This window comes from Paraflavitalea pollutisoli, from assembly GCF_029360705.1.
Taxonomy (GTDB): Bacteria; Bacteroidota; Bacteroidia; order Chitinophagales; family Chitinophagaceae; genus Paraflavitalea; species Paraflavitalea pollutisoli.
This window is the reverse complement of record NZ_JARKMX010000008.1, coordinates 882503-899306: the sequence shown is the minus strand read 5'-3', so window position 1 is coordinate 899306 and position 16804 is coordinate 882503. Positions and strand designations below refer to the sequence as shown.

The 16804-nt window shown below is 50.9% G+C and carries 14 protein-coding genes; 7 read left to right on the top strand and 7 right to left on the bottom strand.

The features are described from left to right. Nucleotides 1-333 precede the first annotated feature (333 nt). A complete protein-coding gene (locus tag P2W70_RS17585) occupies nt 334-1638 on the top strand; it encodes a sensor histidine kinase (protein WP_276482811.1) in 1305 nt (434 codons plus the stop codon). Between the two features lie 17 nt (nt 1639-1655). Beyond that, complete coding sequence (locus tag P2W70_RS17580; protein WP_276482810.1) at nt 1656-2363, top strand: response regulator transcription factor; 708 nt, start codon at nt 1656-1658, stop codon at nt 2361-2363. A 4-nt stretch (nt 2364-2367) separates the two neighbouring features. On the opposite strand, the gene P2W70_RS17575 is transcribed toward P2W70_RS17580, so the two are convergent. The 5 genes from P2W70_RS17575 to P2W70_RS17555 all read right to left on the bottom strand — a co-directional run bounded on the left by P2W70_RS17575 (nt 2368) and on the right by P2W70_RS17555 (nt 9419). Continuing rightward, nucleotides 2368-2958: a chemotaxis protein CheB gene (locus tag P2W70_RS17575; protein WP_276482809.1), complete on the bottom strand. Its 591-nt coding sequence runs from the start codon at nt 2956-2958 to the stop codon at nt 2368-2370. Further along, the gene (locus tag P2W70_RS17570; RefSeq protein WP_276482808.1) at nt 2940-3761 is read right to left on the bottom strand and encodes a CheR family methyltransferase; all 822 of its coding nucleotides are present in this window, start codon (nt 3759-3761) and stop codon (nt 2940-2942) included. The genes P2W70_RS17575 and P2W70_RS17570 overlap by 19 nt, the downstream gene beginning before the upstream one ends. 23 nt (nt 3762-3784) lie before the next feature. After that, nucleotides 3785-7396 (bottom strand): response regulator, encoded by a 3612-nt coding sequence (locus tag P2W70_RS17565; RefSeq protein ID WP_276482807.1) that lies wholly within the window; start codon nt 7394-7396, stop codon nt 3785-3787. 34 nt (nt 7397-7430) lie between these two features. After that, nucleotides 7431-9008, bottom strand: a complete 1578-nt coding sequence (locus P2W70_RS17560) for a sensor histidine kinase (protein WP_276482806.1) — start codon at nt 9006-9008, stop codon at nt 7431-7433. A gap of 165 nt (nt 9009-9173) precedes the next feature. Beyond that, complete coding sequence (locus tag P2W70_RS17555; protein ID WP_276482805.1) at nt 9174-9419, bottom strand: RNA recognition motif domain-containing protein; 246 nt, start codon at nt 9417-9419, stop codon at nt 9174-9176. Between the two features lie 371 nt (nt 9420-9790). On the opposite strand from P2W70_RS17555, the gene P2W70_RS17550 reads away from it, so the two are divergent. The 5 genes from P2W70_RS17550 (at nt 9791) to P2W70_RS17530 (ending at nt 15791) form a co-directional block, all read left to right on the top strand. Further along, on the top strand, nt 9791-10858 hold the full coding sequence (locus P2W70_RS17550) for a 3-oxoacyl-ACP synthase III family protein (RefSeq protein ID WP_276482804.1): 1068 nt from the start codon (nt 9791-9793) through the stop codon (nt 10856-10858). 342 nt (nt 10859-11200) lie between these two features. After that, entirely contained in the window at nt 11201-13843 is a 2643-nt protein-coding gene (locus P2W70_RS17545) for a CBM96 family carbohydrate-binding protein (protein WP_276482803.1), read from the top strand. A gap of 129 nt (nt 13844-13972) precedes the next feature. Continuing rightward, nucleotides 13973-14407 carry a BamJ family beta-barrel-assembly machinery protein gene (locus P2W70_RS17540; protein WP_276482802.1) on the top strand — a complete coding sequence of 145 codons (435 nt, stop codon included), beginning with the start codon at nt 13973-13975 and terminating at the stop codon, nt 14405-14407. A 154-nt stretch (nt 14408-14561) separates the two neighbouring features. Next, nucleotides 14562-15119: a hypothetical protein gene (locus tag P2W70_RS17535; RefSeq protein WP_276482801.1), complete on the top strand. Its 558-nt coding sequence runs from the start codon at nt 14562-14564 to the stop codon at nt 15117-15119. A 90-nt stretch (nt 15120-15209) separates the two neighbouring features. Continuing rightward, on the top strand, nt 15210-15791 hold the full coding sequence (locus tag P2W70_RS17530; RefSeq protein WP_276482800.1) for a Crp/Fnr family transcriptional regulator: 582 nt from the start codon (nt 15210-15212) through the stop codon (nt 15789-15791). A gap of 4 nt (nt 15792-15795) precedes the next feature. Here the strand turns inward: P2W70_RS17530 and P2W70_RS17525 are convergent, their stop codons facing one another. After that, complete coding sequence (locus P2W70_RS17525; protein ID WP_276482799.1) at nt 15796-16113, bottom strand: hypothetical protein; 318 nt, start codon at nt 16111-16113, stop codon at nt 15796-15798. A gap of 14 nt (nt 16114-16127) precedes the next feature. Further along, nucleotides 16128-16706 carry a nitroreductase family protein gene (locus P2W70_RS17520; RefSeq protein WP_276482798.1) on the bottom strand — a complete coding sequence of 193 codons (579 nt, stop codon included), beginning with the start codon at nt 16704-16706 and terminating at the stop codon, nt 16128-16130. Nucleotides 16707-16804 lie beyond the last annotated feature (98 nt).

Here is a 16804-nt window from a genome sequence, read left to right as displayed (position 1 = left end):
TTTGACTGTCCTGATATAGAAAAAGCCTGTGGCAACGCCACAGGCTTTTTTATTGCCCTGAACTGTAACGGGGGCGTTACAAAAAGAAACGTCGCCCACCCACGGACGACGTTCATAAACCCTAACAAAACCGACCTTGCTTTATCTAAAGAGGTATAATGAGATGTATTATTTGTTGCTGGAATAAAGCTAGCCTATAAATGTTACCGAAGCGGTTTTAATGGACTGCTTAACTGGCGTTTAACTTGTGTTAATGAATTGTTGATGAGGCCGTGAAGTATTTGTAACTTTCCTTAACTATCGATTAACCAGATAAAAAATATTAGATAAATAATGCGTAGCAAATTTGCCGGAGGTATTTATGTAAACGGTATGCGTTCTTCAACCCTCAGGTGGATTATATTACTGGCAACATTTCTCGTTGCGCTTATTGCAGGTGTGCAACTCTTCTGGCTCAACAAGGTCTATTCATTCGAACACAAGACTTTTAACACCAATGTGGTGAAGAGCATCCGGGGCTTGTATGAAGACCTGGACATTGCCGATTCGCCGGCCAATCATCTCCAGGACCTGATCGAGCACCCGGCCCCCGACTACTTTCTGTTCCGGGTAGGTGCCCGCGAAGTGCCTTACGACTCCCTGGTCTTTTACCTCAAACATGAGCTGAATGATTTTGACGTACTGACTGATGCCTATATCAGTCTGTACAGTGCCCGGACCGGTAAATATGTGGCCCAGGAGTATGTAGCGGCGGCGGCGGCTAGGTACGATCCGTCCAACATTGCCCTGCCACTGTACCCACGCCCGCATGACTATGTATTGTTGTATTTCCCCCACCGGAATAAATATGTACTGGCGCAGATGAATTTCTGGTTCATCAGCACGGCCATCCTGTTCATCGTATTGATCGGCCTGGCGGTGATCCTGTTCTACTTTTATCGCCAGAAATTCCTGGCGGAGGTTCAGAAGGATTTTGTCAATAACTTTACCCATGAGTTCAAGACCCCCCTGGCGGTCATGAAGATATCGGCCGAAGTGCTGCTACAGGACAAGATCGTACAACAACCAGAGCGCCTGTTCAAATATGCGCATATCATTCAGCACCAAACCGCGCACCTGCAGAGCCAGGTCGAGCGGCTCCTGCACATCGCCTCGACCGACGGGCATAAGATTCCGGTGGAAATGGAGCAGGTACCCGTCAAAGAGATCATCGAGCAGGCGGTAGCCAAGGTGCAGCCCCTGGTAGAAAACCGGAACGCGCTGGTAGAGATCCAAAACCTGGAAGAACCGGATTTCGAGATCCTGGCAGACCGGGTACACCTGGAGCTGGCCGTCGTCAACCTGCTGGAGAACGCCCTTAAATATTCCACCAACCCCCATGTCATCATCAGTACCGGTCAGGAAGACGGTCACCTGTTTATATCAGTGAAAGACAATGGGATCGGCATCGAGAAAAAGTACCAGAAAGATCTGTTCAAAAAGTTTTACCGGGTGCCCACCGGCGACGTACATAATGTAAAGGGATTTGGGCTTGGGTTGAATTTTGTAAAAAGGATCATCGACGCCCACCACGGCAGCATACGGGTGAATAGCCTGCCGGGTATTGGCACGGAATTCAAAATGCTATTCCCACTCTAACAAAAACACCTACAATCATGGCAACAAGAAAAGGGAAGGTTTTATTGGCCGAGGACGATCTTGCTTTGAGCTACGTGATCAAGGACAACCTGGTAGATGCCGGGTATGAAGTGACGGTATGTCCCGACGGTCAATCGGCCATTGAACAATTTGAAAAAGGACGCTTCGATATCTGCCTGCTCGACGTGATGATGCCCTATAAAGATGGCTTTTCTGTAGCCAAGAAGATAAGGCAGCACAGTGATGTGATCCCCATCCTGTTCCTCACCGCCCGTTCGATGGAGGAAGACCGTATCAAGGGTTTCCTGTCGGGGGCCGATGACTATATCACCAAGCCTTTCAGCATGCAGGAATTGCTGCTGCGTATGGATGTATTCATGCGCCGTACCCGTAAGCTGTCGGCTGATACCGTACAACAATACGTGATCGGTAACCTGACCTTCTCGTACACCGACCTGCGCCTGAATGCGCCCGCCGAAGGGTTTACCCTCACCCAAAAAGAAGCTGACCTGCTCAAGTTTCTCTGTGAACATGCCAACCATATCCTGAAAAGGGAAGAGGTGTTGCTGAATGTATGGGGAAAAGACGATTACTTCCTGGGCAGAAGCATGGATGTATTCATGACCAAGCTGCGCAAATACTTTAAAAGCGACCCCAATGTGGTGCTGGAAACGATCCACGGGGTAGGTTTCCGTTTCAATGCAGCCGTTCAGGTGCCCGCCTGATGGTTCAGCCGGCCGTAAACAATTCGTTGATGAACTGCGCGATACCTTCCGGCGACAGGATGGTATTGGCCACGCCCTGTGCGATCGCCTGGGCCGGCATGTATTCCACATCGGCCGTGGCAGGGTCCTGCACGATACAATAACCGCCTAAACGCCTGATACGTTTCATGCCTTCTACACCGTCGGCATTGGCGCCCGACAACAACACCGCTACCAACGAGGGGCCGTAGACTTCGGCCGCCGACTCGAAGGTAATGTCGATGCTGGGCCGGCTGTAATTTACCTTCTCCGATACATCGAGTGAAAAGCTATGATCTTTTTCCAGCAACAGGTGATAGTCTGCCGGTGCTACGTAGATATAGTGGGGGAGTACTGGTTCTTTTTCCTCGGCTTCTTTTACGGGCCAATTGCTCTTCGTATTCAACAAATCGACCAGGATGTCGTCGTTGGATGGCTTGCGGTGTGTAACCAGTAAGATAGCTACCGGCAGGTGCAACTGCAGGGCCGGAATGACCTTCAGGATCACTTCCAGGCTACCGGCAGAGCCGCCGATCACAATGAGTTGGGGTGTTGCTTTTACGTGATTTTCCGCCATATCCTGTCTTTGTTGTCAAGCTGCCTGTATTTTTTGTAGATGGACGAATACTTCAGTTGCTCCTTGGCGCCAAGGGCCAGGAAGCCCAGGGTGTCGAGGCTTTCGTCGAATAACTGCAGGGCGCGATCTTGCAGGTTCCGGTCAAAGTAGATCAACACATTCCTGCAGAAGATGAGTTGAAATTCGTTGAACGACCGGTCGGATACGAGGTTATGGGTAGCCACGACCATTTTGGCGGCCAGTTGTTCATCGAACTTGGCCCAATCGTATTTGGCGGTATAATACCTGGAGAAATCCTCCTTACCACCCGACTGGATATAGTTTTCCGAATACTGCTTGATGAACCGCAGGGGGAAGATCCCCTTGCGCAACCTGTCGAGCACACCCGGATTGAGATCGGTGGCATACAACAGGGATTTCTTGAGCAACCCGGCTTCCTGCAGCATAATGGCCATTGAATACACTTCTTCGCCGGTGGAACAACCGGCATGCCAGATCCTGATGAAGGGATGCGTAGCCAGCACTGGTAATACTTCCTCACGCACAGTGCGGTAGAAGGCCGGGTCACGGAACATCTCCGTTACGTTGACCGTGATCTCCTCCACAAAGCGCCGGAAATAGGTACTGTCTGTTTGTATCTGTTTCCGGAACAACGAAAAGGACGGGAACTTATCCAACATAAACAACCGGTTGATCCTTCTCTTGAGTGAAGCCCTGGAATAATCCGTAAAATCATACCCGTAGTTATCCAGCAGGTCCTGCAGCAGTATTTCTATTTCTTCATCGTTGATTTCGAATTCCACGGCTATTGTTTTATGATATTGGATCACTTACCGGCATCGTACAGCCAAACCCGCAACAGCGACAGCAACTGATCGATGTCGACCGGCTTGCTGATGTAATCGGAGGCACCGGCCTCGATACATTTCTCCCGGTCGCCGGTCATGGCCTTGGCTGTTACCGCAATCACCGGCAATTTACGAAATGCCGGATTGGCCTTGATACGTTTGGTAGACTCGTAGCCATCCATCTCGGGCATCATCATATCCATGAGCACGATATCGACTTCAGGGTGCTCCTGCAATTGCTTCAGCGCATCCTTACCGTCTACGGCCGATACCACTTTCATCTGGTAGGTTTCCAGGGCCTTGGTCAACGAATAGATATTGCGCACATCATCGTCGGCGATCAGCACGGTTTTGCCCTTCAATACCTCCTGCAAAATGCCTAGGTTGTTGGTGGGTTTGGCAGGAAGACCTTTTTCTTCTACCAGATGCAGGAAGAGGGATACTTCATCCAGGATACGCTGGTAGGAGTGGGCTGTTTTGATGACGATGGAATCTGCATACTGTTTGATCTTCGCTTCTTCGGGGCGCGAGAGGTTCTTGCCTGTGAAGATGATGATCGGAATGTTTTCCAGTCCGGGTGTTTTCTTCACCTCGTCCAGCGTATCATACGAACGCTGGTTGGGAATGCCCATATCGAGGATCACACAGTTTACTTCTTTCTGCAGCAACGCCTGTACACTGCCCACGACGGTATTCTTGATCTCGGTATTGACCTGGAAGTTCTCGAGGTAGTAGGCAAGGGCTTTCGCATGCTTCATATTCTCCTCTACGATGAGCACCTTGCGCGGGTTGTTGGTGAGCATATGTTCGATGCGGTCGAAGATATTGTGCATCTGGTCAAAGGCTACCGGTTTGTTGATGAAGTCGACGGCGCCTTTGGATAAGCTCTTGTATTTACCATCGTAAGCACTCATCATGTGTACGGGAATATGGCGCGTGGCTGCATTGTTCTTGAGTTCCTCCATAATCTCCCAGCCATCCTTGATAGGCAGTTGTATATCGAGCAGGATACCGACAGGCATGAATTGCTGGGCGAGGGGCAGGGCCTCGTCGCCACGAACGCAGACGACGCCTTTGTAGCCCTTGCTACGGGTGTATTCCAGCAGTGATTTGGCAAAATTGACATCGTCTTCCACGATCAGGATCACACGGTCACGATGGGTGATGGCATCGCGGTCGTCGGGAACATTATCGGGGATCACATCGCTCAGGTAACGCTGGCGTGGTTCACGGGACGCGGGCATCGGTACAGCGGGAATGGCTCGGACGGAGGTGTCCATGGTTTCAGCGGCGTCATCGGATCCGGTATGTTCTGCTTCTGCTTTCGATACCGGGATACTGAGCGAGAAGGAGCTGCCGCGACCAGGTTCGCTTTCGAGGATGATCTCCCCACCCAGCAGGCGGGCCAGTTCGCGGCTGATCGACAATCCCAGGCCGGTGCCGCCGTACTTGCGGCGGGTAGAGCCATCGGCTTGCTGGAAGGCTTCGAAGATCACTTTTTGTTTATCGGGTGAGATGCCGATGCCGGTATCCTTCACGGTAAATACGATACGGTGATCGTTGCCGGCCGGAACGGAAATATTGAGTTGTACATATCCTTTGGCCGTAAATTTCAGGGCATTGGCGATGAGGTTTTTGATGATCTGCTCCAGGCGCTGGCGATCGGTTTCGATCATGCCCCGTACTTGCTCTTCGATATGCGTGGTAAAGGCAATGCCTTTTTCTTTGGCGATGGGGGTAAACAGGGCAGTCATATCCTGTACAATGTCCTGCACCGCTACGTCGTGGTATTGCAGTTCCATTTTCCCGGCTTCGATACGCGAGAGATCGAGGATCTCGTCAATGAGGGACAGTAATCCCTGTCCGGAACTCTGGATGACACGGGCGTATTCTACCTGCTCATTGTTGGAATGGCTGTCGGCGTTTTCCGACATCAGGCGGGACAGCAACAGGATCGAGTTGAGGGGTGTTCTCAATTCATGCGACATATTGGCCAGGAACTCCGATTTGTAGCGGGTGCTCAACTCCAGTTCTTCCGCTTTCTTCTGGATCTCGAGGTTGCGTTCAAATACCAGCTGGTTCTTTTCTTCGAGCTGACGTGCCCGTTCTTCCAGTTCGCCATTGGCCTCTATCAATTCTTCCTGCTGTACTTTCAATTCTTCTTCCGACGCCTGCAGTTTTTCGGTCTGGGCTTCCAGTTCGCTGTTGATGTTTTCCATCTCATTGTGCTGAGCCTGTAGTTCTTCTGCCTGCGACTGGGTCTCTTCCAGCAGTTCCTGCAAGCGTCGGCGGTTGTCGATGCTGTTGATGGCGGTACCGATGCTGTGTCCGGCATTTTCGAGGAAGGCTACTTCCTTCGCCGTGTAGGGTGTAAGAGAAGCCAGTTCAATGACGCCTACTACCTTCTTCTCATGGAAAAGGGGAATGGCAATGATGTTTTGCGGCCTGATGGAGCCGGTAGCATGACTGATGGCGATCAGTTGCGGCGGTACGTCTTCGAGGTAAATGGTCGAGGCATTGGCCGCTGCCTGTCCGGGTACGCTTTCGCCGAAGGCGATACGTTGTTTGGCGGGGTCAGTGCTCAGGGCATAACCACGTATCAATTTGAGTGAGGTATTGTCTTCTGCTACATACAGCGCGCCGACCTGGCTATTGGTGTATTGGGCAACATGGGTCAGTACCTGGGCCGACAATACGGGCAATTCATTTTCTCCGAGCATCTTGTCGTTGAGGGTAGCGATACCGGTCTGTAACCACTCTTTATCGGCCAGCGTAACAAAAGAGTATTCCAGGTTGGAGGCCATTTTATTCAGTGCCACCGACAGGCTGCCCAGTCCATCGGCCCCTTCATCCTGCACGCGCACGGTGTAGTCGCCGGCAGATACTTTATTGGCGACACCCTGTATAATATTGATGCGGCGGGTTATCTCGATGTCTTTGGCGGCGAGTTCTTCCTGCAGTAAGGTGGTCTTTTCAAAGTCGCTGTTGACACGTACAAAGGAGATGACGGTAATGATCAGGGAGAGCATGGCGGCGATCACGATCAGGATAGGCGTGTAGGTGGCGAACTTATTCATTTTGGCCGAGCGCTCTTCCAGCAGCAATTCTTCCGACAGTGACATGGCATTGACGATACTGCGCGCCTGGTCCATGTGCACTTTCCCTTCCAGCAGTTTTTCGGCCGTTGGCTCTATGCCATTCCTCTTTTCCTGGATACGCTTGGCCAGGCTCGAGAGGCGCAGCACGACTATTTCATGCAAACGATTGGCGCGGTCGAGTTGCTTGTCATTATCAGACACCAGGCGCTTGAGGGTCATCGCGTCATTCTTGGCGCTGTCCATGGAGCCATTGTACGGAGCGAGGAACCGGTCATCGCCGGTAAGCAGGAAACCGCGTTGTCCCGTTTCAGCGTCTTTCAGCGTCGACAGGATCTTTTCTACCAGTTGCTTGACCTGGTTGGTATGCTCCACATCGCGGGCGCTCGACAACAGGTTGCTGATGCTCACAAAGGAGGCCACCGAGCTGATGATCAACAGCAGCAGGGAAACACCGAAGCTGATCAGGAGGTTCCGTTTGAAAGTAGATTTCATGGTGTATTAGTCAATTCCGTTTATATGGTACTACTTAATTATTGCTGGTTTGCCGGCCGGGGAGGATCATGATGAAGGTACTGCCTTTGCCTTCCTCACTACGGGCGGTGATAAGCCCGTTGTGTGTATCCATGATCTTCTTCACGATGGCCAGTCCGATGCCGGTTCCTTCATATTCTTCTTTGGAATGCAGGCGCTGGAAGATGGAGAAGATCTTGCTCAGGTAGATCTCGTTGAAGCCGATGCCGTTGTCTGTCACCGTAATGCGGCACCAGGTGCCGTTTGCCTCCGGGGTAGCTTCAGGACTTTTGTCGGCCACCCATTCGGCGTGGATATGGATCACGGGTTTCTCCTGGCTGTTGGAGAACTTCAGGGCGTTACTCAGCACGTTCTGGAATACCTGCCGTATCTGCGCCGGAATTACTTCCAGCGCGGGTATACTGACGGTGTGTATGATGGCCTGCTTTTCCTGGATCAGCAATTCCATGTCGACCAGTATCTCCTGGATGACCAGGTTGATGTTGGTCGATTCAAATTCGCCTGAGATGGACAGCCGCGAGTAGTCGAGCACGTCGGTGATCAGCTTGTTCATGCGTTCGGACGAATGGATCAGGCGATTGATATAACTGACGGCGTCGTCATTGCCCAGCAGGAATTTGTCTTTGATGAGGTGGCTGAACACCTGGATCTTGCGCAGCGGTTCTTTGAGGTCATGGGAGGCGACGTAGGCGAATTGTTGTAATTCGTGGTTGCTCATCTCCAGTTCCTGGTTGGCTTGTGTTAGTTCCTGCGTTCTTTCAGTAACCCGTTGTTCGAGCAACTGGTTGACCATGCGTTGCTCATGAATATCGGTAAAGATACCCACCCATTTAAAGATTTGGTCATCTTTTTTGACGGGTGTCAGCGTCAGCAGGTGTGTTCTGTATTCCTCCGACTTAAGTGGCCGGATGCGCACTTCGGTTTCCTGCTGTACAGCTGTTTTGATGGCGTTTTCAATGCAGGCTTCGATGGCGGGGGTACCTGGCTGGGCTGGCGGCAGCATGTCCTTACCGAAGGAATATAAATGCCAGTACCGGTTTACAAATTCAAGTGTGCCGGAGGCATTGAAGGTAAAGGCGATCTGCGGGATTGATTCCAGCACCGAGCGTAGCTCTTCGACGCTCTGGTGCAGCGCTGTCTGGGCCGCTTTCCGCACTTCAATCTCTTCCCGCAATGCTTTTTGGATATCGTTGAGTTCACGCGTTTGCTGGTGGAGCCGGTAAAAGGTCTTTACTTTCAGCAGGAGAATATCCGGATCGAATGGTTTGGTGACATAATCGATGGCGCCGGACGTATATCCTTTGGTGATGAAACGTTTTTCGGTATTGACGGCGGAGAGAAAGATAATGGGAATATCTTTTGATTTGCTGTACCCGGAGATCGCTTCTGCCACTTCAAATCCATCCATGCCCGGCATCTGTACATCGAGTATGATCAGAAAATAAGATTGCTTCAGTACTTTTCGCAAGGCTTCTTCCCCGGATGCCGCCGTATCGACCTGGAACTGGTGTATTTCCAGCAACTTTTGTAAAGAAAAGAGGTTTTCAGGTCTGTCGTCGACGATGAGTATCATAAACAGCTAAATAATAATAAATTGGGCATATAATACGAGATGGGGCAAAAAAAACCGTGTAGATTTATATCTACACGGTGTCAATATTCTTCCACAGAAAATCTCGTGCCACCAGTAAAACCGGGCATTACAGCAATATTATCAGCAAGGAGGAGGATAGAATAACTACCAGCCTACCGGCACTTCATTGACCTCCATATAGGTGTTCATGAAGAAACGTTGGTGAAGATTCTGAATGGCGGTATTGCCACATTTTTGGTCATCCATTTCAATATAGCCACAGCCCAGGGAATGGCCGGTATAATTGTCCATGACGATGCGGACAGAAGTTACTTTACCGAATTGCAGAAACAGGTGGAATAGCTGACGAGCAGTCGTTTTTCTGTTGAGGTTGGCAACATAAATGTTCATAGAAATGGTTTTTGACAATGGCAAGGACTACGGAGTAAGTATCAAAGGGGATGGTTGATGAAGATATACCAAATAGTACATACAATCCTAATTTGTTTTGAGGCAGATCGGCAAAGCGGCCAAAATAAGGCTGATGCTTAATTATTTACAAGTAGATTAATTAAGTATTACCAACTTCATCAAATATTCCCGTAAATTGCCTGAACCGGTTTGCCGGCTTCGGACTTCCAGAAAAGCTGGGCCCTGGCGCTAATCTTTTTTGTGGGTTTGGAAGGTCACAGAAGTGGATCATATCTCAACCATGTTGAATACGTGATATTGATCGACGTGATAGTATCTTTGTCTATATTTAAAATCAGGTTGACCCTAAGATGCACAGAACCATTATAACAGGCACAGGCAGTTATATACCCTCGATTATTAAGAAGAATGATGATTTTCTCCCTAACAGGTTTTTTACAGAAACAAAGGAGCCGATCGACCGGCCACAGGCTGAAGTAGTTAAGAAATTCCAACAGATTACCGGTATCGCCGAACGCAGGTATGCGGCAGGTCAAATGACTGCCTCCGATATGGCGATCGAGGCAGCGCGCCTGGCTATTGCCGACAGCGGCATCGATCCGGAAACGATCGACCAATTGATCGTAGCGCATAACTACGGGGATGTACTGCCCGGAACCAACCAGGTAGACGCCGTGCCTTCACTGGCGTCGCGGGTAAAGAAAGGTTTGGGGATCAATAATCCTAATTGCATTCCCTACGATCTATTGTTTGGCTGTCCCGGTTGGTTGCAAGGCCTGATTCAGGCAGATATTTTCTGCCGGGTGGGCGCGGCGCGGAGGTGCCTCATCATCGGCACCGAGACATTGTCGCGCGTGATCGATGACAGCGACCGTGACAGTATGATCTTTTCGGATGGGGCAGGGGCCTGTATTCTGGAGATCTCCCCTGCGGATGATGGCCGTGGTGTGCTCGGTACAGCCACGAGGTCCGATGCCATTGACGGAGCCGACTATATCTATTTCGGCGAGTCGAATGCGCCGGGGTCCGATGAGCACCTGCGTTTTATCAAGATGAAAGGCCGCAAAGTGTATGAATATGCGGTGAAGCATGTTCCGGCAGCTATGAAAGATTGCCTGGACAAAAGCGGCGTGACGATACAGGAGGTAAAGAAGATCTTCATCCACCAGGCCAACGAAAAGATGGATGAAAGTATCGTCCGTGCCTTCTATGCGCTGTACGGTATGACCGCTCCCACGCATATCATGCCCATGTGCATTCAATGGCTGGGCAATAGTTCAGTGGCTACAGTGCCTACCTTGTATGATCTCGTTCGTAAATCCCAAATGGCCGACCATGCGCTGCAGCCTGGTGATGTTATCCTCTTTGCCTCGGTGGGTGCAGGGATGAACATCAATGCTGTTTGTTACCGTTATTAGTACCGTATTTAATAATTGACGATTGGCAGTGTGCTAAAATAGCTTAGCAGGCTGCCAATTGTTGCTATATGTCCATGCGAGGAATATCGTTATTTCAAGGGTAATTAACCATCAAACCAAACTTGCATGCATATGAAACAATGTTCCATCGATTACTCCTGAGTATCCCGCCCTTTTTTTGTTCGTTACCACGCTATAGATGAATAAAACGCTGACAGGCCAGGTGCTGCGCCTGGACCATGCCTGCGCGGAATGATCGTGTTCTGCCGGTACTGGCTATGCTATCTGCTGAAGAGGCTTTTGTCTTCGGCCCGGTATCGTATTATTCATACTTAAACCTTTATGATGATCCAACTGTATCTTCATTCCTTATGGCGCGCTTACTGGCGGCTGATGAGCCTGTTTACAGTCAACCTGATGACTGTTCTGGCCGCCCACAGTGCCACCATCAACGTATCTTCTTTATCGGCCCTGCAAACGGCCATCAACAGTGCGGTGGCCGGTGACACCATTGTGCTGGCCAATGGCGCGTACAGCGCTTCCTCCGACATTAACGTCAACAGACAGGGGACGGCGGGGCAACCCATCGTTATCCGGGCACAATCCGTTGGCGGTGCCATTATCGGCGGCACGAATGGCTTTAATATCGTGAGCCCTGCCCGCTATGTCGTGATCCAGGGATTCAAGTTTACCCATGCTGCTTCGCAGGCTACCATGGCGACGGGTACCAGCTTTTGCCGGTGGACCCGCAATATTTTCGAGACGCCCGGCGATGGTGAAAACCTCTTGCTGAATGGCAATGACCATGAGGTGGACTATAATACGTTTCAAAACAAGAACGCCCTGGGACGTTTTATTGCGGTGCGCGGCTCAGGCAGTCAGATCGCGCAAAGGTTGTATATCCATCATAACTACTTTTACAACCAAGAGCCGCAGACGGTCAACGGCGCAGAGACCGTTCAGTTTGGCCTCAGCGGCCTTAGCCTCTCTTCCAGCAACAGCATCATGGAGTACAACCTGTTTGAAAATTGCGATGGGGAGGATGAGATGATCTCTATCAAAGCCTCGGCTGTGACCATCCGGTACAATACGATCCGGAATTGTGTGGCCCAGTTTACGTTGCGGCACGGCAATTTTTGTGAGGTGTATGGCAATTACTTCATCAATACACCGGGCATCCGCATCTTTGGGGATGACCACAAGATCTTCAGCAACCATTTTGAGAACTGCACCCCGGCCATCAATATTGGCAATGGGGATGGAGAGGTAGCAGATGGCGATGCGCTGACCGTGCATGATCGCCCTGATCGTGTGCTTATTGCATTCAATACGTTGGTGAATAATCCAGAGAACATCAAACAAAGCAACCGGAGTGGCGGGAATGGCGCTACCGCCATTACGGTCGCCAACAACATCATACAGGGAGGGGGTGCTGCTGCTACAATCGCTGGCCCGTATACCAGTGGCGTATGGAGTGGTAACCTGTTGTACAGTACGACGGGTGCCGGAGCGATGCCTTCCGATGGCTATACGACGGCTGATCCTTTGCTGGCCAGGGATGTCAACGGCACTTTTCATTTGCAGGCTGGCAGTCCGGCCATCGATGCAGCCGTGGGCACCTATACAGCCGTAACGGTCGATATGGATGGGCAGGCACGTTCGGCACCGCTGGACAAAGGGGCCGATGAAGTGTCTGGCGCCACCTCAGTGGCCCGGATACTAACTACGGCCATGGTGGGGCACGCCGGCAATTACACACCGCCTGCGCCGGCTTGTGTACCGGTGAGCGCAAGTGCTGATGACGGCAATGTACCGGCCAATGTACTGGACAATGACCTCAACACGCGCTGGTCGGCGAGTGGCGACGGTCAATGGATCCAGTTTTGCCTGGACAGCGTAACGACGGTAAATGGCGTACAGATCGCTTTCCTGAATGGGAATTCACGCGTATACACATTCGATGTATTGACGGGCAGTGATGGTCAAAGCTGGACGACGGCGCTGGCGGCACAAGCCAGCAGTGGCACCAGTCTGGCCTTGCAGACCTTTGCCTTTGCCGCCCGCCCGGCCAAATATGTCCGCATTGTGGGGCATGGCAGCAATGTCAATTTCTGGAATAGTTATACAGAAGTGAAAGTGCAACGGCAGTCTATGACCGGTGCCACCACGTTGACGCCGACGCATGATGCCTATGTACGTAATGCGGCCTATGCCGATATTACCCACGGTACCACGGACCCTGCTGTGCTGCTGTCGAAGTTGAACAGCAATCCGAGTACAGGCAATGACCGGCAGACCTTCCTGCAATTCAATACCAGTTCGGTTACCGATCCCGTCATCTCGGCCGAACTGCGTGTCTATGGCGGGCTCGACAACAATACAAACACGAATGTGCCGGTGAATGTCTATGCGGTGGGCAATACGACATGGACCGAATCGGCCATTACCTGGAACAATAAACCGGCCACCGGCGATTCGCTGAAGCGGGTGGTGGTGACGGACTCTGTGATGCGGTATTACACCTGGGATATTACGGCCTATTTGCAGGCAGAGAAGGCGGCCGGCCGGCATACGATCTCGCTGGCCTTGCTGTCGCGGATCGCGACCTCACCGCGTATCGCCTGGAATTCGAAGGAGACGGGCAGCAACCCGCCGCAACTGGTCATCACTACGGCCGCTGGCGTACAATTGTGGACGTCGTTGCCGGAAGTGCAGCAGGGGAGCGTAGGATCGATGGCGATCAGGGTCTACCCCAATCCCTTTCAACAGCAGAATACGATTGAATTCATGTTGAACAAAGCGGGGTTCACATCCCTGATTGTGTACGATATCACCGGCAGGCAGGTGGCGGTATTGGCCAACCAGGCACTGGCGGCCGGGCTGCACCGGTATCGCTTTTCACCCGGCAATGCTTTTCCGGGTATGTACATCATCCGGCTGGTACAGGACGGTCGGGTCATTAGCCGGCAGGTGATCCGTCAATAGGCACGTTTCTTTATCTATAGCAATCAGTGGCCGGGTACTTCTGTACCTGGCCTTTTTATCTCCAGGTGCCCGGAAGCGGCGCTTGCCGAAACTCGGCAGAGTCACTTATCTTTGCTGAAAATTTACAGTATGGGAATTGCCGATAAACTGTTCCAGCTTAAGAATGAAAAAGCGGCCGCTAACCTGAAGGCCGGCCAGGAGTTTCTCGATGCCAACAAAGAGAAACCTGGTGTGGTGAGTCTGCCCAGCGGACTGCAATACGAAGTGATCACCGAGGGTACTGGTCCCAAGCCAGCTGCCACCAATAAGGTGACTTGTCACTACCATGGTACGTTGATCGACGGCACTGTGTTTGATAGTTCTGTAAAACGTGGCCAGCCGGCTACTTTTCCGTTGAATATGGTGATCAAGGGTTGGACGGAAGGATTGCAGCTGATGCCCCAGGGCAGCAAATGGCGCTTCTTCATTCCTGCCGACCTGGGCTATGGTGACCGCCAGGTAAGTGCGCAGATCGGGCCCAACAGTACGCTGATCTTCGAAGTGGAGTTGCTCGGCATCTCTTAAGATAAGACTGATCTCATTGCTGTGTAAACAGCTTTGCCACAAATCGCATAAAAACTTATGCGATTTGTTTTTTTAAGAAAAGGATAGCAAGTATTTGATTATATTTAAGTTGTAAGACAAAATATTTCCTTCGCAAACCTTAAAATCAGATACTATGCAACACAAAACTTTACTGCGCGTAATGGCTGTACTGGTGGCTGTTTCGCTGTTTTTTGCGTGTAAAAAGGGCGATGAAGGTCCAGCCGGCCCCGCTGGTCCCGCCGGCCCAGCCGGTCCTGCAGGCCCCGCCGGAGCAGCTGGCAGCGCCAATGTGATCTATTCGAACTGGCTGGATGTGAAGTTTAATGTCGACAAAAATACAGCCGGTGATACACTGGGTTATTTTGCAGACATCACGGCTACGAAACTCAATGCTGATATTTTGAGCAAGGGTGAAATGAGAACCTACCTCAATGTGGGCACACCAACCACGCCGGCTGTTTATCCTTTGCCTTATTTTGATGTATATTCTTTCCTGAGCATCGATGTGGGTTATGTGAACCAAAAGATCTCACTGTACTCCAATATCGACGCCAGCACCGAGACCAATCAGCAAGGTGCCAAGGTATGGCAATATCGTTACGTACTGATTCCTGGTGGCACCGGTGCCCGTATCGGTGTTGACTGGAATGATTACAATGCCGTTAAGAAAGCGTTCAATCTTCCCGACTAAATGGCTGACCACACTAACAGACCGTAATTTTGCTACAATATTGACCCGGGCAGGCTTCCTGTCCGGGTTTGTTTTGCCTATATTCGTGGCATGTACGACTCCATCGACGAATCCATCTCCCGTTACGTGCACCTCGAGCCTGAGGAGAGGCAATTGTTTCACTCGCTGCTGAAGTATAAGAAGGTGAAGAAGAAAACCTTTTTGTTGCAGGAGGGAGAGGTGTGTGCGTTTGAAGCGTTTATTCTGAAGGGATGCGTGCGGTTGTATTTCATAGACAAAGAAGGGGTGGAGACCATCCTGTATTTCGCGGTAGAAGGGTGGTGGGTGAGTGACCTCATCAGCTTCATGGATCAGCAACCCTCGAACCAGTTTATTGAAACGATCGAAGATTGTGAGCTGCTGCTACTTGACTTCCGATCCAAGGTGACCCTGCTGGAGCGTGTACCCAAGATGGAGAAGTACTACCGGATATTATTGCAGCGATCTATAGGCGTACTGCAACAACGCTTCTATGCGTCAGTATCGCAAACGGCCGAAGAACGTTACCTGGCCTTCATCGAAAAATACCCGCAAGTGGTGCAGCGTGTTCCGCAGCACCAGATTGCCAGGTATCTTGGTGTTTCCCCTGAATTTCTCAGTAAGGTAAAAAGCAGCCTGTTTAAAAAGTCCTGACCCACTATGCCTGCCGGCCTGCCATCGCCATCATGATCTCATTCTCCAGCAGTCCGCTGCCACCTCCATAATGTCTTATCACCACTGCGTTGGGGTTGATCTGGGCCAACTGCTGCCTGATGCCTGCTTCTGCTGATTCATCGATCCCTGCACACAACATCACCAAATCAAATGTCTCTTCACGGCATGCTGCTATCGCTTCCTCATCCGTTGTAACGGCTCTTCCTGTTCTTTTGTCTGGCACATTGATCAACCGTTGCATCACCTGCATGATCTCTCCATTTCTTCCAATGGCCAGGATATTTATAGGCTGCTTAATCATTTTGTAAGCTAATATTAATTGAGCTGGTAAGTAAATTCTTCCAGTGCTTTACGCGTACGCGGCGTAATCTCACGTGTCTTGTAAGGTTCCTGCAGTTTGTCCGCCGCATCGGGATAACCCAGCGCGATCACACTCACTGTTTCATCTGTCGCTGGTAAGCCCAACAATTCGGCCAGTTTGGCTTTATCAAACCCGGCCATCAGGTGTCCGGAGATGCCCATGGAGTGCGCCTGCAACAGCATGAAGGAATTGAACATGCCTGCATCGTGCAGGTAATAATGGTTCTTCTGATTGGTATCCGGCAGTTCCTTGATACCAATGCTCACCACCAGTACCGCTGCCTGTCTGGTCCAGGGTTGGTTACCCGGCGCCAGCGTGCTCCATAACTTGTCGAATCCTTCTGTACCGCGGAATGCGTAAACATGTCTCCAGGGCTGTGTATTGTTGGCACTGGGCGCCCAGGAACCTGCTTCCAGAATGGTCAGCAAGTCTTTCTCTGCAATGGCTTTATCGGAGAAGGAGCGGGGGCTCCAGCGTTTCTTGATCAGGTCGAGTACAGGGAACTGTGTATTGGCTGTTTTAATATTGCTCATAGCTTTTGTTTTTGATACCTCAAAGTTACTACGGGTATAAGGGGCGATCCATTGAAGTAGTTTAAGAAATGAACTGTCAGTTTGTAGTATTCAACTGC

Excerpts from the sequence above, each read along its gene's own strand:
- P2W70_RS17540 (WP_276482802.1), top strand. The coding sequence starts at position 13,973 with ATGGGAATTGCCGATAAACTGTTCCAGCTTAAGAATGAAAAAGCGGCC.
- P2W70_RS17550 (WP_276482804.1), top strand. The coding sequence starts at position 9,791 with ATGCACAGAACCATTATAACAGGCACAGGCAGTTATATACCCTCGATT.
- P2W70_RS17565 (WP_276482807.1), bottom strand. The coding sequence starts at position 7,396 with ATGAAATCTACTTTCAAACGGAACCTCCTGATCAGCTTCGGTGTTTCC.
- P2W70_RS17560 (WP_276482806.1), bottom strand. The coding sequence starts at position 9,008 with ATGATACTCATCGTCGACGACAGACCTGAAAACCTCTTTTCTTTACAA.
- P2W70_RS17535 (WP_276482801.1), top strand. The coding sequence starts at position 14,562 with ATGCAACACAAAACTTTACTGCGCGTAATGGCTGTACTGGTGGCTGTT.
- P2W70_RS17530 (WP_276482800.1), top strand. The coding sequence starts at position 15,210 with ATGTACGACTCCATCGACGAATCCATCTCCCGTTACGTGCACCTCGAG.
- P2W70_RS17580 (WP_276482810.1), top strand. The coding sequence starts at position 1,656 with ATGGCAACAAGAAAAGGGAAGGTTTTATTGGCCGAGGACGATCTTGCT.
- P2W70_RS17555 (WP_276482805.1), bottom strand. The coding sequence starts at position 9,419 with ATGAACATTTATGTTGCCAACCTCAACAGAAAAACGACTGCTCGTCAG.
- P2W70_RS17525 (WP_276482799.1), bottom strand. The coding sequence starts at position 16,113 with ATGATTAAGCAGCCTATAAATATCCTGGCCATTGGAAGAAATGGAGAG.
- P2W70_RS17575 (WP_276482809.1), bottom strand. The coding sequence starts at position 2,958 with ATGGCGGAAAATCACGTAAAAGCAACACCCCAACTCATTGTGATCGGC.
- P2W70_RS17585 (WP_276482811.1), top strand. The coding sequence starts at position 334 with ATGCGTAGCAAATTTGCCGGAGGTATTTATGTAAACGGTATGCGTTCT.
- P2W70_RS17520 (WP_276482798.1), bottom strand. The coding sequence starts at position 16,706 with ATGAGCAATATTAAAACAGCCAATACACAGTTCCCTGTACTCGACCTG.
- P2W70_RS17545 (WP_276482803.1), top strand. The coding sequence starts at position 11,201 with ATGATGATCCAACTGTATCTTCATTCCTTATGGCGCGCTTACTGGCGG.